The sequence below is a fragment of the Streptomyces sp. NPDC048600 genome (assembly GCF_055587025.1).
In genome coordinates this window covers 193,747-216,294 of the sequence record NZ_JBVJGZ010000010.1, presented here as the reverse complement: position 1 = coordinate 216,294, position 22,548 = coordinate 193,747, and the positions used below count along the sequence as shown (strand labels likewise).

14 protein-coding genes are annotated in these 22,548 nt (G+C 72.1%); 10 read left to right on the top strand and 4 right to left on the bottom strand.

The window, feature by feature from the left end:
- Nucleotides 1-10: 10 nt before the first annotated feature.
- The 6 genes from ACZ6SQ_RS16675 to ACZ6SQ_RS16650 all read left to right on the top strand — a co-directional run bounded on the left by ACZ6SQ_RS16675 (nt 11) and on the right by ACZ6SQ_RS16650 (nt 14,363).
- Nucleotides 11-1,081: an LCP family protein gene (locus ACZ6SQ_RS16675; RefSeq protein WP_469562099.1), complete on the top strand. Its 1,071-nt coding sequence runs from the start codon at nt 11-13 to the stop codon at nt 1,079-1,081.
- A gap of 180 nt (nt 1,082-1,261) precedes the next feature.
- A complete protein-coding gene (locus ACZ6SQ_RS16670; protein WP_469562096.1) occupies nt 1,262-1,624 on the top strand; it encodes a YciI family protein in 363 nt (120 codons plus the stop codon).
- A gap of 41 nt (nt 1,625-1,665) precedes the next feature.
- A complete protein-coding gene (locus ACZ6SQ_RS16665; protein WP_469562093.1) occupies nt 1,666-2,940 on the top strand; it encodes an RNA polymerase sigma factor in 1,275 nt (424 codons plus the stop codon).
- Nucleotides 2,941-3,032: 92 nt separating this feature from the next.
- The gene (locus ACZ6SQ_RS16660; protein ID WP_469562090.1) at nt 3,033-7,352 is read left to right on the top strand and encodes a LamG-like jellyroll fold domain-containing protein; all 4,320 of its coding nucleotides are present in this window, start codon (nt 3,033-3,035) and stop codon (nt 7,350-7,352) included.
- Between the two features lie 158 nt (nt 7,353-7,510).
- Nucleotides 7,511-13,855 carry an RHS repeat domain-containing protein gene (locus ACZ6SQ_RS16655; RefSeq protein WP_469562191.1) on the top strand — a complete coding sequence of 2,115 codons (6,345 nt, stop codon included), beginning with the start codon at nt 7,511-7,513 and terminating at the stop codon, nt 13,853-13,855.
- Between the two features lie 13 nt (nt 13,856-13,868).
- The gene (locus ACZ6SQ_RS16650) at nt 13,869-14,363 is read left to right on the top strand and encodes a hypothetical protein (protein ID WP_469562086.1); all 495 of its coding nucleotides are present in this window, start codon (nt 13,869-13,871) and stop codon (nt 14,361-14,363) included.
- A 64-nt stretch (nt 14,364-14,427) separates the two neighbouring features.
- Here ACZ6SQ_RS16650 and ACZ6SQ_RS16645 read toward each other — a convergent pair whose 3' ends face one another.
- The gene (locus ACZ6SQ_RS16645) at nt 14,428-15,591 is read right to left on the bottom strand and encodes a class I SAM-dependent methyltransferase (protein WP_469562084.1); all 1,164 of its coding nucleotides are present in this window, start codon (nt 15,589-15,591) and stop codon (nt 14,428-14,430) included.
- A gap of 333 nt (nt 15,592-15,924) precedes the next feature.
- On the opposite strand from ACZ6SQ_RS16645, the gene ACZ6SQ_RS16640 reads away from it, so the two are divergent.
- The 4 genes from ACZ6SQ_RS16640 to groL all read left to right on the top strand — a co-directional run bounded on the left by ACZ6SQ_RS16640 (nt 15,925) and on the right by groL (nt 19,931).
- Nucleotides 15,925-16,824: a polysaccharide deacetylase family protein gene (locus tag ACZ6SQ_RS16640; RefSeq protein ID WP_469562081.1), complete on the top strand. Its 900-nt coding sequence runs from the start codon at nt 15,925-15,927 to the stop codon at nt 16,822-16,824.
- Nucleotides 16,821-17,672, top strand: a complete 852-nt coding sequence (locus tag ACZ6SQ_RS16635) for a polysaccharide deacetylase family protein (protein WP_469562078.1) — start codon at nt 16,821-16,823, stop codon at nt 17,670-17,672. Before ACZ6SQ_RS16640 ends, ACZ6SQ_RS16635 begins: the two co-directional genes overlap by 4 nt.
- A gap of 207 nt (nt 17,673-17,879) precedes the next feature.
- Nucleotides 17,880-18,188 (top strand): co-chaperone GroES, encoded by a 309-nt coding sequence (groES, locus tag ACZ6SQ_RS16630; RefSeq protein WP_356693929.1) that lies wholly within the window; start codon nt 17,880-17,882, stop codon nt 18,186-18,188.
- Nucleotides 18,189-18,314: 126 nt separating this feature from the next.
- Nucleotides 18,315-19,931 carry a chaperonin GroEL gene (gene groL / locus ACZ6SQ_RS16625; protein WP_469562074.1) on the top strand — a complete coding sequence of 539 codons (1,617 nt, stop codon included), beginning with the start codon at nt 18,315-18,317 and terminating at the stop codon, nt 19,929-19,931.
- An 85-nt stretch (nt 19,932-20,016) separates the two neighbouring features.
- Here groL and ACZ6SQ_RS16620 read toward each other — a convergent pair whose 3' ends face one another.
- The 3 genes from ACZ6SQ_RS16620 to ACZ6SQ_RS16610 all read right to left on the bottom strand — a co-directional run bounded on the left by ACZ6SQ_RS16620 (nt 20,017) and on the right by ACZ6SQ_RS16610 (nt 22,469).
- Nucleotides 20,017-20,724, bottom strand: coding sequence for an ester cyclase (locus tag ACZ6SQ_RS16620; protein WP_469562072.1), 708 nt, complete (start codon nt 20,722-20,724; stop codon nt 20,017-20,019).
- 213 nt (nt 20,725-20,937) lie between these two features.
- A complete protein-coding gene (locus tag ACZ6SQ_RS16615; RefSeq protein WP_469562069.1) occupies nt 20,938-21,711 on the bottom strand; it encodes an SDR family NAD(P)-dependent oxidoreductase in 774 nt (257 codons plus the stop codon).
- An 89-nt stretch (nt 21,712-21,800) separates the two neighbouring features.
- On the bottom strand, nt 21,801-22,469 hold the full coding sequence (locus ACZ6SQ_RS16610) for an MOSC domain-containing protein (RefSeq protein WP_469562066.1): 669 nt from the start codon (nt 22,467-22,469) through the stop codon (nt 21,801-21,803).
- Nucleotides 22,470-22,548 lie beyond the last annotated feature (79 nt).

Below are 22,548 nucleotides of genomic sequence, written 5' to 3'. Positions count from 1 at the left end.
GTTCCTGTATGTGACGGGTCACCAGGAGAACGGAACCACCGGGAACGAGGACGAGAACGAAGGCGCGAGAGCGGGCCGGCGGTCGGCACTGCTGAGGACCGCCGGCCTCACCCTGGCGGGAGCGCTGCTGCTGGCCGGCGCCACGGCCGCCTGGGCGTACTGGCGGCTGAGCGACAACATCACCGGCGTCGACATCGACCAGGCCCTCGGCGACGACCGCCCGCCCAGACCCATGACGACCCCGTCCGTGTCACCGTCCGGCCCGCCCGTGCCGAGCGGCGCCCTGAACATCCTGGTCCTCGGCTCGGACACCCGCACGGGCGCGGAGAACCGGCGACTCGGGGGCGGGGAGGACGGCGGCGGCCGCTCCGACACCGCGATGATCGTCCATGTCGACCCCGGCCGTACGTCGGCCACGGTGGTCAGCATCCCGCGCGACACGCTCGTCGCCCGCCCGTCCTGTCCGCTGCCGTCCGGCGGCGAGAGCGCGCCCCGCGAGGCGGCGATGTTCAACTCCGCCTACGAGGTGGGCGGGCCGGTGTGCGCGGTGAAGACCGTCGAGCAGCTCACCGAGGTCCGGATGGACCACTACGTCGAGCTGGACTTCGCCGGGTTCGCGGCGCTGGTCGACGCGGTCGGCGGGGTCACCGTCACCACCGACGAGGACATCGACGACGAGGACAGCCATCTGGAGCTGGCAGCGGGCACCCATCTGCTGGACGGCGAGCGGGCCCTCGCCCTGGCCCGCACCCGGCACGGCATCGGCGACGGCAGCGACCTCGGCCGCATAGGCCTCCAGCAGCAGCTGGTCACGGCCCTGCTGGCGCGTATCTCCGAGGGCGGGCTGTTCACCGACCCCGCCCGGCTCTACCGGGTCGCCGACACGGTGACCGGCAGCCTGACCACCGACACCGGCCTCGACTCGCTCACCGAGCTGACGGGTCTCGGCCGCAGCCTCGCGGGACTGTCGGCGGACACGGTCGAGACGGTCACCATGCCGGTCGTCCCGGCGCCCTGGGACCGCAACCGGGTGGTTGCGGACGAACCCGAGGCGGGGCGGCTGTGGGAGTCCCTGCGCTGAGAAAGCGCTTCCTGAAAAGCCTGGCTCCGGGTGGCGCGCGCGTCCTCCCCGCAGGCGCGTGCGGGCCCGCTCGACAGGCGCGCGAAAAGAATTCTGGCGACGATGTCGATCCGGCCGTCTCCCGTTCGACGCATGGGTGAGAGCGGGGACGGACCCCGCCCGGAAACACGAGGAGTCACCATGCCCCGCTACCTGTCCATGGTCCGTATCCAGGAGGGCACCATCGACATGGCGTCCGCCGACCCCGGCTTCGAGCAGCGCATGGGCGCCCTGTTCGAGGAGATCACCAAGGCGGGCGTGATGCTGGACACCGCCGGGCTCAAGCCGACCGCCGAGTCCACCCGGATCACCTGGTCGGACGGCAAGCTCTCCTACACCGACGGCCCGTTCACCGAGACCAAGGAGGTCGTCGGCGGCTACGCGCTGATGCAGTGCAAGGACATGGCCGAGGCGGTCGAGTGGGGGAAGCGCTTCCTGGAGGTCCACCCCAAGGAGTGGCTGGTGGGCCTGGAGGTCCGCGAGGTCGAGGAGCCCGGGCTCTGAGCCCACGGCCGTTGTCGGTGCCGTGTGCTGTCATGTGAGATGTGACGGCACACAGCACGGACGGGGCCCGTCCGCCGGGCTCGGTCGCCCGGACCCTCGACACCGTCTTCCGGCTGGAGTCCGCGCGGATCATCGCCACGGTCGCGCGGATCGTCCGGGACGTCGGCATCGCCGAGGAGATCGCCCAGGACGCGCTGGTGGCGGCACTGGAGCAGTGGCCCGAGGAGGGCGTCCCGGACCGGCCGGGCGCCTGGCTGACGGCCACCGCCAAGCATCGCGCGGTCGACCTGGTGCGGCGGCGCGAGACGTACGCCCGCAAGCTGGCGGAGGCCGGCCGCGAGCTGACCGAGGAGTCGCACGACCCCGAGCCCTCGGGCCCCGGGGACATCGACGACGACGTGCTGCGGCTGATCTTCACCGCCTGCCATCCGCTGCTGTCCGCCGAGGCCCGCACGGCGCTGACCCTGCGGCTCGTCGGCGGTCTGCGCACGGACGAGATCGCCCGCGCCTTCCTGGTGCCGGAGCCGACCGTCGCGCAGCGGATCGTGCGGGCCAAGCGCACCTTGGCGAAGGCCGGGGTGCCCTTCGAGGTGCCGTACGGCGAGGACCGGGCGGCCCGCCTCGGCTCGGTCCTGGAGGTCATCTACCTGATCTTCAACGAGGGCTACGCGGCCACCGCGGGCGACGACCTGCTGCGCCCCGCGCTGTGCGAGGACGCGCTGCGGCTCGCCCGGGTGCTGGCCGCGCTGATGCCCAAGGAGGCCGAGGCGCACGGCCTGGCCGCCCTGCTGGAGTTCCAGGCCTCGCGCACGGCGGCGCGGACCGGCCCCGACGGGGAGCCGGTGCTGCTCGCCGACCAGAACCGGCGGCTGTGGAACCGGCTGCTGATCCGGCGCGGTTTCGCCGCCCTGGAGCGCGCCGTCGAACAGGGCGGCGCCCTCGGGCCGTACGCCCTCCAGGCCGCCATCGCCGCCTGCCACGCACGGGCCGCGGCCTACGAGGAGACCGACTGGGCGCGGATCGCCGCGCTCTACGGGATGCTCGCCACCCGCGCCCCCTCACCGGTGGTCGAGCTGAACCGGGCCGTGGCCGTGTCGATGGCCGAGGGCCCCGCCGAGGCGCTGCGGATCGTCGACGCCCTGGCCGCCGAACCCGCCCTGCGCGGCTACCACTTGCTGCCCAGCGTCCGCGGTGACCTGCTGGGACGCCTCGGCCGCACCGCCGAGGCGCGGGCCGAGTTCGAACGGGCAGCGGGGCTCGCGCGCAACGAGCGGGAGCGCGAGCTGTTGCTGCGCCGGGCGGGGGAGTTGCCGTAGAGGGGACCTCGCGGGACATTCCGTAGATCATGTTAAGTTCCCCCCGACCACAATAATTTCATACGTTTTTCATGATGTGGGGGAACGTGAAGATGCAGACGCATGCGCTCATGCGCGGCGTCGGGGGAACCATCGCAATCGCTCTCAGCTCCGCACTCGCGGTCGGGCTGCTGCCCGCCACCGCGAGCGCGGCCGCCGACTCGCCGGCGACGGACACCCGGAAGCTGACCACTTCCGGGAACGCTCCGCTGACCGAACAGCAGGCGCGGGAGCAGGCCGTACGTACCGGCCGAAGCGTGGAGGTCACCGCACTGCGCGGTGAGAGCACCGAGGTGTTCGTAACCCCCGAAGGGGATCTGGAGAGACGGGAGCACCTGCGTCCCGTCCGGGCCCGGGTCGACGGCGAATGGAAGCCGGTCGACACGGAGCTGGCGCCGACCGGCCACGGCACGGTCGCGCCGAAGGTGGCGACGATCGGGCTGGAGTTCTCCGCCGGTGGCACCGAGGTGCCGCTGGTCCGGATGGACAAGGCCGGCCGGCGGCTGGCGTTGTCCTGGCCCGGCACGCTGCCCGCGCCCCGGCTGGACGGCGCCACGGCGACGTACCGCGACGTCCTGCCGGACGTCGATCTGCGGATGGGCGCGCAGGAGGACGGGTTCACCCAGCTGCTCGTCGTCAACACCGCCGAGGCCGCGGCCAGTCCGGCGCTCGCCGAACTGCGGCTGAAGCTGGCCGCCGACGGCATGGACGTGAAGGAGACCGCGGGCGGCGGCCTGGCCGCGGTCGACAAGGGCGCCGGGAACGCGGTGTTCGAGGCGCCGAAGCCGCTGATGTGGGACTCCAGCGGCGGCCCGCCCGCCACCGGAACGGCCTCGGCCACCCGCCGGACGGCCAAGGCCGCCACGTCGGCCACCGCGCCGCAGCGCCTCACCGCCGGACCGCGGGCGGCGGCCGGCCCGGCCCCGGCCGACACCGACCCCGGCCCCGGCGAGACCGCCAAGCTCGCCCCGGTCGGCGTGGAACTGCCACCTGGCGGACGCGAGTTGGTGCTCACGCCCGACGCCGACGTCCTCAAGGGCAGGAACACCGAGTACCCGGTGTTCATCGACCCGCAGTGGTACTCGCCGCGCGCGACCTCGTGGACGATGGCGTCGAAGTACTGGGCGTCCTCCCCGCAGTGGAAGTTCAACGGCAAGCCGGACGCCGGCATGGGCTACTGCAACTGGGACTACTGCGCCCCGAACGACACCAAGCGGCTCTTCTACCAGGTGCCCACCTCCGCGTACGCGGGCCGGACGATCCTGTCCGCCGAGTTCGTGGTCCGCAACACCTGGTCGGCGTCCTGCTCGGACCGCGAGGTCGAGCTGTGGCGGACGAAGGGCATCTCCTCCTCGACCACCTGGAACTCGCAGACCGAGTCCGGCTTCTGGATCAAGCAGCTGCGCTCGTCGTCCTTCGCGTACGGCTTCAGCGGCTGCGCCGCCAAGGACGCCGAGTTCGACGTGAAGTCGGCGGTGCAGGAGGCCGCGAACGGCAAGTGGTCGTCGATGACCTTCGGCCTTCGGGCCGGCAGCGAGAGCGACCGGTACGGCTGGAAGCGCTTCTCCGACAAGGCGTTCCTGCGGGTGAAGTACAACCGCCCGCCGCCGCAGGTGAAGATGTCGCAGCTGACCATGGAGTACGGCGGCACCTGCAAGCCCCACACCAGCGAGCCCCGGGTGCGCACCCTGGGCAAGATCTACGCCAACGGCATCACCGACCCCGACGGCGACAACATCGCGGTCGAGTTCGAGGCGGCCTGGGACGCCGGTGACGGCAAGGGCTGGACCGCCCGCTGGAAGCCCGCCCTGACCTCGTACAAGAAGTCCGGCTCCGGCTTCTCGATCGCGCTGCCGTCCTCGATCCCGAAGAACAAGCGGGTGAGCTGGTCCGTCCGGTCCTACGACGGGGCGCAGTTCTCCCCGTGGTCGCACTCCGGCACCGCGACGGGCTGCTACTTCGTCCAGGACACCAGCGTGCCCAAGGCGCCCTCGATCTCCTCGGGCCACTACCCGGCCTCCGACCCGGAGGACCCGGAGGACCCCTGGTACGACGGCGTGGGCCAGTACGGCGGCTTCGCCCTCGACTCGCCCGAGACGGACGTGGTCCGCTACCGCTACGGGTTCAACACCGACCCGTCCGGCTCGACGCAGATCACCACCAGCGGCGGCGCCGGGAAGTCCGTGCAGCTGCTGCCGTCCAAGCCGGGCCTGAACTTCGTCACCGCCCAGGCCTTCGACGCGGCGGGCAACGGCTCCGAGATCCGCACCTACCAGTTCCGGGTCAAGGCGGGTCAGCCCGACCGCGCCGCCTGGCGGCTCGACGAAGGCGCCGGTGCCGCGAAGGCGGCCGGCACGACGGCCCCGCGGACCGTACGCCTGACCGGCGGCGCGGCCCTCGGCGCCGAGGGCCGCAAGGGCACCGCCCTGCACACCGACGGCAAGTCCGGGTACGCCGACTCCGACCTCACCGTCGTCGACACCTCGGACAGCTTCTCCGTCGCGGCCTGGGCCCGGCTCGACAGGATGCCCCCGGCCGCGGCGATCATCGCCGCCCAGCCGGGCAACCACTCGCCGGGCTTCGAGCTGTACTACTCCCAGTACTACGACCGCTGGGTGTTCAACCAGTACACCGCCGACACGGCCGACGCCTCCGTCGCCCGCGCCATGGCGGCCGCGCCCGGGGACGCCAAGGCGGGGGAGTGGACCCATCTGACGGGGGTCTACGACGGCAAGGCCAAGCAGCTGCGGCTGTACGTCAACGGCAAGCTCTCCGGCTCCACCGCGTACAGCACCGCCTGGGAGGCCCGCCGGGGCCTGCGGATCGGCGCGGGCAGCTACAACGGCAAGCCGGGCGCCTACTTCCCGGGCACGGTCGACGACCTGAAGATCTTCGACCGCGCCCTGAGCGCCGCCGAGGCGGCACGGCTCCAGCAGGACCAGGAGCTCACCGGCGGACGCCCCGCCCGGGCGGTCTTCCCGCTCGACGAGGCCGCCGGCGCCACCGAGACCGCCGGCGCCGCTCCCGAGCAGCCGCTGACGCTGAACGGCGGTGCCACGGCGGGCGCCGAAGGGGTCGCGGGCCGTGCCCTGACCCTGAACGGAAGCACCGGCTACGCCGCCACCGACCGGCCGGTGCTCAACACCGCCGGTTCCTACGCGGTCTCCGCCTGGGCGAAGCTCAACTCGGGCGTGACCGGCAACCGCACGGTGGTGAGCCAGAACGGCACGTACTACAGCCCGTTCTATCTGTCCTACGAGGCCTCGCCGAACACCTGGAGCCTGCGCACCTCGCTGGAGGACGTCCAGGCGGGCAACATCACCGAGCAGGTGGTGCGGGGCACCCAGCCCGCGCGGCCGGGCGAGTGGACCCACCTGGTGGCCGTCCACGACGCCACCGCCCAGCAGATCCGCCTCTACGTCAACGGGCGGCTCCAGGGCACCGACAGCGCGCCGAAGACCTGGGAGGCACAGGGGGCCCTCCAGATCGGGCGGGCCGTCTGGACGGGCAAGATCGTCGACCACTTCCCCGGATCGATCGACGACGTACGGCTCTTCGACCGGCCCGTCGCCGACGACGAGGTCCGCCAGATCTTCCAGCAGCGGCCCCTCGTCAAGAGCCGCTGGAACTTCGAGGAGACGGCCGGCACCTCCACCGTCACCACGCCCAACGCGGTGACCGGGGGCGGCGCGCTCACCCTGGGCGGCGGCGCGAAGAAGTCGGACTCCGCCTTCATCGACTCCGGGAGCCTGGACCTGGACGGCGTCACGGGCCACGCGGCGACCACCGCGGTCCCCGTCGACACCGGCGCCAGCTACACCGTGACCGGCTGGGCGCAGGCCGCGGCCGTGCCCAAGGGCGGGGTCACCCTGCTCAGCGCGGAGGGCTCGGCCCAGAGCGCGTTCGCCGTCCGGTTCGTGCCGGACGCGAAGCCCGACGGCCCCGGCCGCTGGGAGCTGGCGGTGGCCGACCAGGACGGCGCGGACGCGACCGTGGTGCGCGTGGAGAACAGCGAGTTCTTCGACGTACGCGACTGGAACCACCTCGCCGTGGTCTACGACGGCTTCGCCAAGCAGGCGCGGCTGTACGTCAACGGCAACCTCCAGGCGGTCTCCTGCGGCGACGCCGACGGCGACGGCGAGGCCGACCAGGGCGGCTGCGCCGAGCGGGTCTCCTGGGCGGAGAACACGCTGGCCTTCAAGGCGGCCAAGTCCTTCCAGATCGGCCGCGCCAAGTCCGGTACGGGCTACGGCGAGTACTTCCCGGGTCTGGTCGACGACGTGTGGGCCTTCCAGGGCGCGCTGACCGACGAACAGGTCGAGAAGCTCGCCGCCACGTGGTTCGACCTGCCGACCGAGGTACCGGGCGCCTGACGCCGCCTGCACTTCCTTCTCTTCCTTCACCGGCTCGCCCCGCTCGGGGCGGGCCGGTGACCTCCCACGAGGATTGACGATCACTCATGTCTGGAACATCCAGATCGCGACTGCGTAACGCGGTCCGACGAAGGGTGGCGCTGACCCTGTCCGCCGTCATGGTGGGCACGGTCCTACAGACCGCCGCCGCTTCCGCGACCACCCCCGACGCACGGCATGACCTGCCCGGCCTGCCCTCGGCCGAGAAGCCCGTCAAGGGCGAGGACATCCTGAGGGCCGAGCCCCGCGCGCTCACCGAGGAACCGAGGACGCCCCGGACCAGGCCCAGCGCGGCCTGGCCGAAGGAGGGCGCGGACCTGGTCGACGTGACCGGCCCGCGCACGAGCGGCCGCCTCGCGCGCTCCGCCGCCGCGGCCGCTCCCGCCTCCGTCACCGCCCGTGTCCTGGGCCGTGCCGCGGCGAAGCGCGCCGGGGTGAACGGCGTGCTGTTCACGCTCGACGCGGCTGGCGGCAAGGGCCGTACGCCCGCCTCGGTCGGGGCGAGCCTGAACTACTCCTCCTTCGCCGAGGCCTACGGCGGCGGCTTCGGCTCCCGTCTCACCCTGGTCCGGCTCCCCGGCTGCGCCCTCGACCGGGCCGGCAAGGGGATCAGGGCCAAGTGCGGTACGGCGACGCCCGTCGAGACGGTCAACGACACCGAGCGGCGCACCCTGACCGCCCCGAAGCTGGCCCTGCAGTCCTCCGGTCCGACCCTCTTCGCGGCCGTCGCGGCCGCCGAGGAGACCGCGGGCAAGGGCGACTACACCGCCACCCAGCTGTCCCCGTCGGCGACCTGGGACACCGATCTCAACACCGGTGACTTCAGCTGGTCCTACGACATCCCCGTGCCGGACGTCCCGGGCGGGCTGTCCCCCGACCTCGGGGTGTCGTACCAGTCGGGCCGGATCGACGGACGGACCGGCACCACCAACAACCAGTCCTCCTGGGTCGGTGACGGCTTCGACCTGTGGTCCGGCTACATCGAGCGGCGCTACAAGCCGTGCGCCGACGACGGGCAGAAGGCGGCCGACGGCGTCAACAAGCCGGGCGACCTGTGCTGGGGCTACGACAACGCCTTCATCACCTTCAACGGCAAGGGCGGCGAACTCGTCCCCACCGGCGCCGACGACTTCCGCTTCAAGCAGGACGACGGCACCCGCGTCAAGCGCCTGCGCTCCGCCGACCGGGGCAACGGCGACAACGACGGCGAGTACTGGCGGCTGACCGCCCCCGACGGCGTCCGCTACTACTTCGGGTACAACCGGCTGCCCGGCTGGGCCACCGGCAAGGAGACCACCGACTCCACCTGGACGGTCCCGGTCTTCGGCGACGACGCCGACGAGCCCTGCCACAAGGCGGCCTTCGCGGACTCCTGGTGCCAGCAGGCCTGGCGCTGGAACCTCGACCACGTCGAGGACCCGCACGGCAACGCGATCGCCTACTACTACGACCAGGAGAAGAACTCCTACGGCCGCAACCTCAAGGCCAAGGACGACACCCGCTATGTGCGCGGCGGCTCCCTGGACCGCGTCGAGTACGGCCTGAAGTCCTCGGACGCGTACGCGGCCAAGGCGCTCGCCCGGGTCGACCTCAGCACCTCCGAGCGCTGTCTGCCGGACTCGAAGACCACCTGCGCCGACATCGGCAAGGACGCCTTCTACTGGTACGACACGCCCTGGGACCTCAACTGCGACGAGGGCAAGGAGTGCGACAAGGGGCGGCTGTCCCCGGTCTTCTTCACCCGCAAGCGGCTGACCGGCATCGCCACCGAGGTGCTCAAGGGCGACGCCTTCGCCAAGGTCGACTCATGGACGCTGGGCCACCGCTGGGGCAAGGCCGACATCGACTACCAGCTGCTGCTGGACTCCATCCAGCACACCGGGCACAGCGCGACCCCGGCGATCACCCTGCCGAAGACCACCTTCGGCTACACCCAGCTCGCCAACCGGCTCGACCGGATCGGTGACGGCTACGCGCCGTTCATCAAGTCCCGGCTGTCCACCGTCGCCGACGAGTACGGCGGCCAGGTCGACATCAACTACTCGGCGCCCGTCTGCTCCTTCGACGAGCTGCCGGTCCCGGAGAAGAACACCACCCGCTGCTTCCCCCAGTTCATCGGCGGCGACGCCGACGACGCGCCGGAGAAGCAGTGGTTCAACAAGTACGTCGTCACCTCCACGACCAAGACCGACCGCACGGGCGGCGCGCCCGACGCGGTGACCCAGTACGAGTACCTGGGCGGCGCGGCCTGGCACTTCGACACCGACGACGGCCTCACCAAGCAGAAGCACAAGACGTGGTCGCAGTGGCGCGGCTACGGCCAGGTGCGGGTCAGGTCCGGCGGCCAGGGCGGCGCCATGAAGTCGCAGGCGGACACGTACTTCCTGCGTGGCATGGACGGCGACCGGGAGAACACCTCCGGCGGCACCAAGGACGTGTCCGTCGCGCTCGGCGCCGGTGAGGGCGACACCATCGCCGACCACGAGTCGACGGCGGGCTTCGCCTACAAGACCGTGCAGTACTCGGGCGTCGGCGGCAAGGTCCTGTCCAGGACCGTCAGCAGGCCCTGGTACCACCAGACCGCCAAGAAGACCCGCGACTGGGGCACCGTCACCGCGAATTACTCCGGCATCGCGCGGACCTCGTCCTGGACCTCCCTGGACGCAGGCGCGGGCTCCTCGTGGAAGACGACCGCGACGGAGACGGAGTACGACGACGCGACCGGCCGGGTCACCCGGGTCGACGACCTCGGTGACACCACCACCGCGGGCGACGACCGCTGCACCCGCACCACTTATGTGCCCGGCGACCTCGACCTGGTCGCCCGCACCGAGACCGTCCTCGGCAACTGCTCCCGCACGCCCGACCGTGCCAAGGACGTCGTCTCCGACGTCCGGACCGCCTACGACGGCGGCGAGTACGGCGCCGCGGCGACCAAGGGCGACGCCACCGCGTCCGCGACCCTCAAGAGCCACGACGGCACCACGGCCGCTTACCTCGAGTCCAAGGCCACCTTCGACTCCTACGGCCGCCGTCTGACGACCACCGACCTCACGGCCGACGTGAAGTTCACCGGCACCGGCGCCCCCGTCCGCACCGCCCGCAAGGACGGCCGCACGACGACCACGGCGTACAGCCCGGCCACCGGCATCCCGGCGAAGCTCACCGAGACGACCCCGCCGGCCACGCCGGGCGTCGCCTCCACGGCCCAGTCCACGGTGACGGAGTTCGAGCCGCTGCGCGGCCGCCCGTCCGCCCAGGTCGACCCCAACGGCAAGCGCTCCGAGTTCGCGTACGACGCCCTCGGCCGCTCGCACAGGATCTGGCTGCCCGACCGGCGCACCGGCCAGACCCCCAACTACGAGTTCGGCTACTTCGTCGACGAGGGCAAGCCGGTCGCCATCCGCACCCAGACCCTCGACGACAACGGCGGCCAGCGCGCCTCGTACGTCCTCTACGACGGCTTCCTGCGCGAACGCCAGACCCAGAGCCCCGGCCCGAACGGCGGCCGCGTCCTCACGGACGTCTTCTACGACGAGCGGGGCCTCGCCGCGCGGTCGTTCGCGCCCTACTACAACGACCAGGAGGCCCCGAACCGCGGCCTGTTCAAGCCGGCCGACGCGCTCACCGTCGAGACCCAGACATGGCACACCTACGACGGGCTCGGCCGCGAGACGGAGACCCGGGACGTCGCCGGCAACGGTGACGGCGGCGCGGTCCTCGCCATCACCCGGCGGATCTACGGCGGCGACCGCACCACCGTGATCCCGCCGGAGGGCGGCACCGCCACGACCGCGATCGCCGACGCCGGCGGCCAGGTCACCGAGCTGCGCCAGCACCACACCCGCAGCGCCGACGCCCCCTACGACACCACACGCTACGCCTACACCGCCAAGGGCCAGCTGGAGACGGTCACCGACCCGGCCGGCAACGTCTGGAAGTACGGCTACGACCAGCGCGGCCGGGAGACCCGCGCGGAGGACCCCGACCGGGGCACCACCATCCGCACCTACGACGACCGCGGCCTGCTCACCACGACCAAGGACTCCCGCGACACGGTCCTGGCGCACGTCTACGACGGCCTCGACCGGCAGACCGAGCTGCGCGACGGCTCCGCCGCCGGCGCCCTGCGCGCCAAGTGGACGTACGACACCGTCAGCGGCGCCAAGGGCCTGCTCGCCGAGGCCACGCGCTACGCCGGCGGCGCCGCGTACACCTCCAAGGTCACCCAGTACGACCAGCTCTACCGCCCGGTGCGCACCGCGCTCGTGGTCCCCGAGAAGGAGGGCGCCCTCGCCGGCACGTACCAGACCGGCACCGCCTACAACCCGTCCGGCCTGGTCAAGGGCGTGAGCTGGTCCGCGGCCGGCTCACTGCCGGGCGGCGGCTACTCGTACTCCTACGAGGCGGACACGCTGCGGCCCGTCTCGGTGCTCGGTGACGGCTTCACGGCCGACACCAGCTACTCCAGCACCGGCAAGCCGCTCCAGCACAAGATGTACGGCAACGCGGCCGGTGCGAAGCCGCTTCAGGTCACCAACACCTACGAGTGGGGCACCCAGCGCCTGGCGACCTCGCGGGTGGACCGCCAGGACGTGGCGGGCGTCGACCGGTTCAACACCTACCGGTACGACGAGTCGGGCAACATCCTGTCCGTCTCGGACACCTCCCGCTCCGGCACCGACACCCAGTGCTTCCGCCTGGACCACCTCCAGCGCCTGACCGAGGCATGGACGCAGGGCACCAAGACCTGCGCCGCCGCCCCGTCCGGCGCCACGGTCGGCGGTCCCGCGCCGTACTGGCAGTCCTACGGCTACGACAAGTCCGGCAACCGTCTCACCGAGACCCGGCACGATCTCTCGGGCGACAGCGCCAAGGACACCGAGCGCGCCTACGCCTACCCGGCGCCCGGCAGCGCCCACCCGCACGGCCTGGACTCGGTCACCACCCGCCGCCCCGACGGCACGTCCGCGAAGGAGTCGTTCGACTACGACGAGACCGGCAACACCACGGTCCGCCCCGGCCAGTCGCTGGAGTGGGACGCGGAGGGACACCTGGCCAAGGTCACCGAGTCCGGCAAGGTCACCGAGTACCTGTACGGCGCCGAGGGCAGCCGCCTGATCGCCCGTACCGGCTCCCGGACCACGCTGTACCTCGGTCACACCGAGCTGACCCTCACCAAGGGCGCCGACAAGCCGAAGGCGACCCGCTACTTCCCGCTCGGCGGCGGCCACCAGGCCGTCAAGTCCGACGACGGCTCGGTGGCCTTCACCATCGCCGACCACCAGGGCACCGGCCAGCTCGCGGTCGACGCCGCCACCCAGCGGCTGACCCAGCGCCGCACGCTGCCCTTCGGCGGCGCCCGCGGCACGGCGGCGGCGGCCTGGCCCGGCGGCAAGGCGTTCGTCGGCGGCACCGACGACTCGGCCGACACCGGCCTGACCCATCTCGGCGCCCGTGAGTACGACAGCGCGACCGGCCGCTTCATCAGCGTCGACCCGGTCATGGACCTCACGGACCCGCAGCAGCTCAACGGCTACGCGTACGCCGAGAACTCGCCCGTCACCTTCAGCGACGCCAACGGCCAGTGGAAGTGGCTGGACGACGTCCTCGACAAGGGCAAGAAGGTCACCTCCGGCTTCTGGAACGGCGCGGTCGACGGCTACTACGACCTCTCCGAGAGCGTCTACACCGTCACCGACCGGCTCGGCTGGACCGACAACAACGCCCAGAAGGTCAAGAACGACCGCGCGGGCAAGGGTCCCTTCAGCGTCTACAAGGCGGTGCGCGGGCCGGAGTACAGCGGGGCCTGGTACGGCGTCGCGCACTGGATCGGGAAGTTCCTCGTCCCGTTCATGCCGGGTGCCTCCGGCGCGGGCGGCGCGGCGAAGGTGGCCTCCAAGCCCGGCACCGTGGCGAAGGTCGTCAAGGGAGCGCTCGGGAGGCTGTTCTCGGGCGCGGCGAAGAAGTCGGAGCAGCCGAGGGTGGCGCCGCGGGTCACTCCGCCGCCGCGGGTCAGCTCGCGCGGCGCGGGCGGCAAGAGCGCGCCCGTGGTGGAGGTCCAGAAGGCCCCCGAAGGCTGGACGCACGCCGGGCAGATGGAGAAGGCGTCGTCCCAGGTCGCCGGCTTCGCCCTCAGGAACTACTCCAGGACCAAGAAGGGCAAGACCTACGTCGGCGGCTACAACACCGAGACGGGGGACATCGCCCTCGCCCAGTCCGGCGGATGCAAGCCCGGCCCCAGCTACTGCGCCGAGGGCAACGTCGTGCACGCGCTCGGCGGCGATCCCACGAAGGTGCGGTTCACCATCGCCTACACGGTGAAGGAGGAGGCCGGCGGCCACCTGGTGGCGGTGATGAAGGAGGTGTGCAGGAAATGTCAGGTGGACTACGGGTCCCCGTTCCAGTTTGAATCGGGCGCCGTTCCGCAAGAGGGCGGCATCTGGTTCCACCAGTTCTTCTAGGGAGACGCGAGCGATGGACGCCATGGAGTTGGAGCTGGGCCTGCACGACTGGGCCCGGCTGCCCTGCCGCAGCTGCGCATCCGCGTCGCACGTTCCCGGGGAACTGCTGCGGATCGCCCGAGCGCGAACGCCCGAGGACGCCGTGCCGAGGGACATCGAGTTCCATGTGATCCAGGACAGCTGGGCGACGGAGACCGCCGTCCCCGTCGCCCGGGCGCTGATGGCCGGGCTGGCCGATCCCCGGGTCGCTCCGGCGGCCCGGCACCAGTTCCTCGACCTGCTCTCCTCGTTCGTCGTCGTGGATGACGAGGACATCGCGGAGGCGTGCAGGGACGCGGCGCGGGCCGGGATCTGGACCCTGTACGAGGAGGTGCTCTCCGGCCGGGCTCCGGGCACCGCCCTGCTCGCCTACTGGGTCCTGTACGAGGCGGAGTCCGTCCCGGCGCGCCGGGAGAGACTCCTGGAGACGGCCCGGCACCTGCTGCCGGAGGACCTGCGCATGGACTGACCGGCCGCATGGGCAACGGGCAGGACACCCGCCGAGGAGGCGGTGTCCTGCCCGTTCCGCGTTCTCACCCGGCGGGATGCCCCACGAGCATCGTCGGCGTGCCCGCCACCCGCGTCAGGAACACCGTCGCCGCGTTCCGCCCCTGCGGCTTGACCTTCCTGCGCAGTTCCTCCGGCTCGACGGCCGAGCCGCGCTTCTTCACCGTCAGCACGCCGACCTCCCGCTCGCGCAGCAACGCCTTGAGCCTCTTGACGTTGAACGGGAGCTGGTCGGTGATCTCGTAGGCGGTGGCGTACGGGGTGGGGCGCAGCGCGTCGGAGGTGACGTAGGCGATGGTCTCGTCGACGAGGCCGCCGTCCAGCGCGGCGGCGGCGTCGGCTACCAGGTGGGCGCGGATGACGGCGCCGTCGGGCTCGTAGAGGTAGCGGCCGAGGGGGCGGACGGCCGGGTTGGGCAGGCCGGTGCCGAGCAGGGTGTGCGGGCCGGGGAGCAGGGTCGCGCGCACGGCACCCGGCTCCGTGCCGAACCACAGCACGGCCTCCTTCACGTCCCCGCCGTCGGAGATCCACTCGGCCTCGGCCTCGGCGGGGATCGCCTCGTGGGGGACGCCGGGGGCGATCTTCAGGGCGGCGTGCGGGGCCTTCGCCGCAGCCTGCACGGCCCAGGAGAGCGGCGGCGAGTAGGCCTCCGGGTCGAAGATCCGGCCGCGTCCGCCGCGCCGGGCCGGGTCCACGAACACGGCGTCGTACCCGGAGGTGTCGACCTCGGTGACGTCCGCCTCGCGCACCTCGATCAGGTCCGCGAGCCCGAGCGCCTCGGCGTTGGCGCGGGCCACCCGCGCGGTGAGCGGGTCGCGGTCGACCGCGAGGACCCGGATGCCCGCGCGGGCCAGCGCGATCGCGTCCCCGCCGATGCCGCAGCACAGGTCGGCTACGGAGGCCACGCCGAGCTCCTCGAACCGCCGCGCGCGGTACGTGGCCACGCTCGCCCGGGTCGACTGCTCGACGCCGTTGGGCGTGAAGAACATCCGCGCGGCGTCCCCGGCCGCGAACTTCGCCGCCGCGCGCTGCCGCAGCCGTGCCTGTCCCAGCGCGGCGGACACCAGCTCCGCGGGGTGCTCGCGGCGCAGCCGCGTGGCCACGGCCAGCTCCTGCGCGGGATCGGTGTCACGCACCTCGTCGAGGAGGGCACGGCCTTCGGGCGTCAGCAGGGCGTCGAGCTCGTTCACCGGCTCATTGTGGGCCAGTCGGAGGACGGTTCGCCCGCGGTGGCGGTGTCGGCGGGGGTCCGGGGCGGGCTGCTGCGAGGATCCGGCTCCATGCGAGCAGTACGACAAAACGACAAAAGCCGGGCGCGGGGGGTCGCGCCCGAAGGGGCGGCGGACGGCCCGAGGTCCGGCGGAACGGACGGCCCGGGGTCCGGGGGAGCGGGCGGTCTCTCCGGGGACGGCTCGGACGGGGCACGGGCGGAGCGGTTCCGCGACGACGCAGGGGGCGGCGGCCGGGGTGCCTCCGGTCGCCGGGGGCGTTCCGCGGGGCGCCGGCGGGGACCCGCACCTCGCGTGCCGCGCGTCCGTGCCGCGCTCGCCGTGCTCGTCGCCTCCGCCATCGTCTCCGGATGCGCCGAGGGCGCCCGCCCCGAGGCCTCCGCGGCGCGGCCCGCCCCCGGGCAGCAGCCGCACCTCGAGGCGCCCCCGGCGCGCGCCCTGGACTCCTACGCCGACCGCCTGCGCGCCGACCACACCGCCCGCGCGGCCGCCACCAGGCGCTGGGGGCTGACCCGCATGCCGCTGACGCCCCCGGCCCCGCCCGCACGGAAGCCGGTGATCGGCACCCGCAAGGGCTTCGAGGTCGACGGCCACGAGGAGCTGGGCCTCCCCCCGGTCTTCACCACCGTCCCCACCAGGGACAAGGTCGTCTTCCTCACCATCGACGACGGCGCCGAGAAGGACCCCGCCTTCCTGCGGATGATGAGCGATCTGAAGATCCCGTACACCGCCTTCCTCAGCGACTACCTGGTCAAGGAGGACTACGGGTACTTCGGGCGGATGCAGGACCGGGGTGTGGTCCTGAACAATCACACCCTGCACCACCCGTACATGCGCGCCCTGTCCTACGCCCGCCAGAAGCACGAGATCTGCGGCATGCAGGACGTCATCGAGAAGCGCTACGGCAAGCGCCCCGTGCTGTTCCGGCCGCCCTTCGGCGGTTACAACCGGGACACCCTGCGCGCCGCGAAGGCCTGCGGCGTGAAGTACGCCCCCCTGTGGAACCAGGAGGTCTTCGTCGACCGCTGGGAGTACCGCGAGCCGGACCACGCCCTGCACCCCGGCGACATCGTCCTCAGCCACTTCCGCGGCAAGGACCAGTGGAAGGGCACCATGTCCGACATGATCCGCCGGTTCCTGCGCAAGGTGACGGACGAGGGCTACGCGGTCGCGCGGCTGGAGGACTATCTGTGAGGGTGCGGTACCCGATCGCGGCCGCGCTCGCCCTCACCGCCCTCCTCGCGGGCTGCGCCCGGTCCGGCGACCCGGTCGAACGGCCGGGCGGCAAGGCGGCCGAACGGGTGCACGAGACCGGCGCCGCACGGGCCCCCGCAACAGCCCCCTCCGCGCCCCCGCACGCCCCCGCCGTTGACTCCCGCGCGCCGCAGCCGCCGTACCGCCGCTGGGGTCTCGCCGCGCCCCTGCCCGCCCCGCCGGACCCCGCACACCGGCCCCGGCCGGCCGCCCCCGGCGCGCGGCCGCCCGTCGTCGACCGGGTGCCGACCCGCGACCCGGTCGTCTTCCTGACCTACGACGACGGGGCCGAGCGCGACCCCCGGTTCGTCGACCTGGTCCGCGAACTGCGGCTCCCGGTCAGCCTGTTCCTCACCGGCCATGTCGTGGGGCCGGGCTACGCGCACTTCGCGCGGCTGCGCGCGGTCGGCGCGGACGTGCAGAACCACACCCTCGACCACACCTACCTGCGCGGACTGCCGTACGCCGGACAGCGCGCGGCGATCTGCGGGCAGCAGGACAAGCTCCGGTCCCGCTTCGGCCTGCGCCCGCGCCTGTTCCGCCCGCCGCACGGCGCCTACGACACCGCCACGCTGCGGGCCGCCGCCGACTGCGGCATCGCGGCGGTCGTCCGCTGGAGCGCGACCGTCGCCGGCACCCGGGCCCCCGCCGGGCTCGCCCCCGGCGCGATCGTCTCGCTGCCCTCCCACGACCCCACCGACCCGCCTCTGCGCGACCGTACGGCCGCCGTGCTGCGGGAGATCCAGCGGCTCGGGCTGACGGTGGGGAGGCTGGAGGACTACCTGTGAGCGACTGGAGAGAACGCGCCGCGCCGGACGTCAATTGGCACTCCGCTTGACCGAGTGCTAACCCCGGTCATAGTCTCGGCTCTGGCACTCCCCACTGGAGAGTGCCAAACACGCGACGGGCAGGTCCGGCACCCGCGACGACGGATCCACCTGGTCGCCACCTCAGACAGTTAACCCCGTGAGATCTCCGAAGGGGGAGGTCGGATCGTGACGACCACCAGCTCCAAGGTTGCCATCAAGCCGCTCGAGGACCGCATCGTGGTCCAGCCGCTCGACGCCGAGCAGACCACGGCCTCCGGCCTGGTCATCCCGGACACCGCGAAGGAGAAGCCCCAGGAGGGCGTCGTCCTCGCCGTGGGCCCGGGCCGCTTCGAGGACGGCAACCGTCTGCCGCTCGACGTCCAGGTCGGCGACGTGGTCCTCTACAGCAAGTACGGCGGCACCGAGGTGAAGTACAACAACGAGGAGTACCTCGTTCTCTCGGCTCGCGACGTTCTCGCGATCATCGAGAAGTAAGCACCTCGCTTCCCGCGAAGCACCTTTGCTTTCCACTGCGCCCCTGGCCCCCGCGACCGATGAGTAGCCGGGCGCCCGGGGCGCAGTTTCTTTACCCCAGACTTTTCCGAGAGGGCTACCGCTGCCATGGCGAAGATCCTGAAGTTCGACGAGGACGCCCGTCGCGCCCTTGAGCGTGGCGTCAACAAGCTTGCGGACACGGTCAAGGTGACGATCGGTCCCAAGGGCCGCAACGTCGTGATCGACAAGAAGTTCGGCGCCCCCACCATCACCAACGACGGTGTGACCATCGCCCGCGAGGTCGAGGTCGAGGACCCGTACGAGAACCTCGGCGCGCAGCTGGTGAAGGAGGTGGCGACCAAGACCAACGACATCGCGGGTGACGGTACGACCACCGCCACCGTGCTGGCCCAGGCGCTCGTCCGCGAGGGCCTGAAGAACGTCGCCGCCGGCGCCTCCCCGGCCGCCCTGAAGAAGGGCATCGACGCGGCCGTCGCCGCCGTCTCCGAGGACCTGCTCGCGACCGCCCGGCCGATCGAGGAGAAGTCCGACATCGCCGCCGTCGCCGCGCTGTCCGCCCAGGACCAGCAGGTCGGCGAGCTCATCGCCGAGGCGATGGACAAGGTCGGCAAGGACGGTGTCATCACCGTCGAGGAGTCCAACACCTTCGGTCTGGAGCTGGACTTCACCGAGGGCATGGCCTTCGACAAGGGCTACCTGTCGCCGTACTTCGTGACGGACCAGGAGCGCATGGAGGCGGTCCTGGAGGAGCCCTACATCCTCATCAACCAGGGCAAGATCTCCTCGATCCAGGACCTGCTGCCGCTGCTGGAGAAGGTCATCCAGTCCGGTGGCTCCCGCCCGCTGCTGATCATCGCCGAGGACGTCGAGGGCGAGGCCCTGTCCACCCTCGTGGTGAACAAGATCCGCGGCACCTTCAACGCGGTCGCGGTCAAGGCCCCCGGCTTCGGCGACCGCCGCAAGGCGATGCTCCAGGACATGGCGGTCCTCACCGGCGCCACGGTCATCTCCGAGGAGGTCGGCCTCAAGCTCGACCAGGCCGGTCTGGACGTGCTGGGCAGTGCCCGCCGCGTGACCGTCACCAAGGACGACACCACGCTGGTCGACGGCGCGGGCAACTCCGAGGACGTCGCGGGCCGCGTCAACCAGATCAAGGCCGAGATCGAGAACACCGACTCCGACTGGGACCGCGAGAAGCTCCAGGAGCGCCTCGCGAAGCTGGCCGGCGGCGTGTGCGTGATCAAGGTCGGCGCCGCCACCGAGGTGGAGCTGAAGGAGAAGAAGCACCGTCTGGAGGACGCCATCTCCGCGACCCGCGCCGCGGTCGAGGAGGGCATCGTCTCCGGTGGTGGCTCCGCGCTCGTCCACGCCGTGAAGGTCCTCGAGGGCAACCTCGGCAAGACCGGCGACGAGGCCACCGGTGTCTCCGTCGTCCGCCGCGCCGCCGTCGAGCCGCTGCGCTGGATCGCCGAGAACGCCGGCCTCGAGGGCTACGTCATCGTCTCCAAGGTCGCCGACCTGGAGAAGGGCAACGGCTACAACGCCGCCACCGGCGAGTACGGCGACCTGGTCAAGCAGGGCGTCATCGACCCGGTCAAGGTCACCCGCTCCGCCCTGGAGAACGCCGCCTCCATCGCCTCCCTCCTCCTGACGACCGAGACCCTGGTCGTCGAGAAGAAGGAAGAGGAGCCGGCCGAGGCGGGCCACGGCCACTCGCACTGACGCACCACGCACCACCAGAAGGCCCGGCACCCGGTTGGGGGCGCCGGGCCTTCCGGCTGTCAGGCAGCGGGGCCTGCCGCGAGTCCTACTGCTCCAGTGCGTCCAGCACGCCCAGCTGGGACATCAGGCCCAGGCGGTCGTACTCCCACCAGGCCTCCGCGATCTTGCCGTCGCCGCCGCAGCGGAAGACCGTCGTGCCGGTCATGGTGCATTCCTTGCCGGTGGCCGGGATGCCGAGGAAGTCGCCCTTGTTGGTGCCCTTCCAGAACCAGCGCACACAGACCCGGTCACCCTCGCAGATCAGGTCCTCCACGGTGAACGCGAAGTCGAACGCCCCGCGCCACATCTCCATCTCGCGCCGGATGGCGTCCAGCCCGAGGTTGTCCTGCTCGTTGGAGGGGTCGTGGTCGTGGTAGTGCTCGGCGATCAGGTCGTTGAGCGGCGGGAGCTCGCCCGGCGTGCCCATCGTCTGGAGCAGCCGCCGCACATTGGCCGCGTACAGCTGCTCGTCCCGTACGACGTCCAGGTCCGTGAACGTCGGCATCTCGTCGCAGAGCGCGACCATGTCCCGGAAGATCCTGTCGGTCTCGGGGAGGTTCGAGTTCCGCATCGCCTCCTCGTACGAGGGGAACTCCACGATCTCGATGTAGTGCGACGCGTCGGACCGGTCCTTGCCGATCACGTTGTGCGTCGCGGTCCGCTTGCCTTTGGTCTGTTCGACCCAGGTGTCCATCAGCCGGTTCATCTCGTCGAACCGGCTGGTCTTGCAGTCGATGATCTGTACGAACGTCATGGCGCCGCCTCCGGTCCCCCGAGGGGTCCGTCCGGACAGCTCCATTGTTCCACCGCCCCGCCCCGGCGGCCTCCGCCCCGTGCCCGCGGCCTCCGCCCCGCGTGCCGGGTCGCCGCCCAGAACCCCGGCCCCGCCCTCGCGGCCTCCGGCCCGCCCGGCCCCGGCGACGCCGGTCCGCAGTCGGTCCGCTGAGGCCCGTACCTCCGCCCGGCCCTACTGCGGGCCGTACTTCCGCCCGGTTCTGGAGGTGACCCCGCCCAGCATGCCCCGGGGGATCACCTTGACCACGCCCATCAGCGCCTTGTACCGCGGGTCCGGAATCGACACGGTCCGGCCGCGGGCCAGGTCGGCCAGGGCCGCCGCGACCAGCTTGTCGGCGTCGAGCCACATCCAGCCCGGGATGTTGTCGGTGCCCATGCCGGCCCGCTCGTGGAACTCGGTGCGCACGAACCCCGGGCACAGCGCCATCAGCCGCACGCCGCTGCCCGCCAGATCGCGCGCCACGCCCTGCGTGAACTGCACGACCCACGCCTTCGACGCCCCGTAGGTGCCGCGCGGCACGAACGCCGCGACCGAGGCCACGTTCACGACCCCGCCGCGCCCGCGCTCGCGCATCGCCTCCGTCGCCGCCGCCGTCAGCCGCAGCACCGCCTCGCAGTGCACCTTCAGCATCCGCAGCTCGTCCTCGGCGGACACCTCCAGAAAACGGCCCCTGTTGCCGAACCCGGCGTTGTTCACCAGCAGGTCGACGGCGCTCCGCCGGTCCGCCAGCCGGGCCGCCACGGCATCGATCCCGGCGTCCGTCGCCAGGTCGGCCACCAGCACCTCCGCCTCGATGCCGTGCCGGTCGTGCAGCTCGGTCGCCTGCTCCGCCAGCCGCTTGCCGTCCCGTGCCACCAGGACGAGGTTCTGCCCGTCCGCGGCCAGCCGCCGCGCGAACGCGGCACCGATGCCCGCCGTCGATCCCGTAATGAGAGCCGTTGTCATGGCGCAAGGTTAATGACCCGGAGACGGGGGATCCGGCCCGGCAGGTGGGGGATTCGGGTACCGCGCGTGAGGATTCGGCCGACCGGCGATCAGCTCCCGTTCGCCGCCGTGTACTTGCGGGCCGCGGCCAGCAGCTCGGGGTGCAGCGCCTCACCCGCCGCGAGGATCTCGGGCAGCAGCGACCGCCGGGTCGTCTCCGCCTGGAAGGCGAGCGCCACCGTCACCTCGTGGGCGGGACGGTGCACGATCTCGATCGGGTCGCCCGCGCGGATCTCCCCCGGCTCGATCACCCGGAGGTACGCCCCCGGCGCCGCGCGCTGCGTGAAGCGCTTGACCCAGCGCTCCTCGCCGAGGTGGCCCTGGAAGGTCCGGCAGGGGATACGGCCGCAGGTCACCTCGAGGACCAGGTCGGGGCCGACGCGCCAGCGTTCGCCGATGAGGGCGCCGGAGACGTCCAGACCGCTCGTGGTGAGGTTCTCGCCGAAGCAGCCGTTGCGCAGCTCCCGGCCCAGCTCGGCCTCCCAGTCGTCTAGGTCCTCCCGCGCGACGGCGTAGACGGCCTGGTCGTCGCCGCCGTGGTGCCGGGTGTCGCACACCGCGTCCCCGGCCAGCCCGCTCGCCCCGACCCCCTTGGGGCCGGGCGCCGCCACCCGCACCGGGCCCTCGACGGGCCGCTTGTCGATACCGGTCAGCCCTTCCGGCTGGTCGGTGTAGGGCACGGCCGTCGCACGGCCCAGATTCAGCGACAGAAGCATCATGAGCGCACGGTAGGCCGCCCGGAGCCAAAGCGTCGACGCATTACCGGAGCCAAAGCATCGATGCACTATTCGCCTCCGC

What these genes read in the sequence shown, in the direction of transcription:
- ACZ6SQ_RS16670 (WP_469562096.1), top strand. Translation starts at nt 1,262, where the DNA reads ATGCCCCGCTACCTGTCCATGGTCCGTATCCAGGAGGGCACCATCGAC.
- ACZ6SQ_RS16615 (WP_469562069.1), bottom strand. Translation starts at nt 21,711, where the DNA reads ATGACAACGGCTCTCATTACGGGATCGACGGCGGGCATCGGTGCCGCG.
- ACZ6SQ_RS16610 (WP_469562066.1), bottom strand. Translation starts at nt 22,469, where the DNA reads ATGATGCTTCTGTCGCTGAATCTGGGCCGTGCGACGGCCGTGCCCTAC.
- ACZ6SQ_RS16650 (WP_469562086.1), top strand. Translation starts at nt 13,869, where the DNA reads ATGGACGCCATGGAGTTGGAGCTGGGCCTGCACGACTGGGCCCGGCTG.
- ACZ6SQ_RS16655 (WP_469562191.1), top strand. Translation starts at nt 7,511, where the DNA reads ATGGTGGGCACGGTCCTACAGACCGCCGCCGCTTCCGCGACCACCCCC.
- ACZ6SQ_RS16620 (WP_469562072.1), bottom strand. Translation starts at nt 20,724, where the DNA reads ATGACGTTCGTACAGATCATCGACTGCAAGACCAGCCGGTTCGACGAG.
- ACZ6SQ_RS16660 (WP_469562090.1), top strand. Translation starts at nt 3,033, where the DNA reads ATGCAGACGCATGCGCTCATGCGCGGCGTCGGGGGAACCATCGCAATC.
- groL (WP_469562074.1), top strand. Translation starts at nt 18,315, where the DNA reads ATGGCGAAGATCCTGAAGTTCGACGAGGACGCCCGTCGCGCCCTTGAG.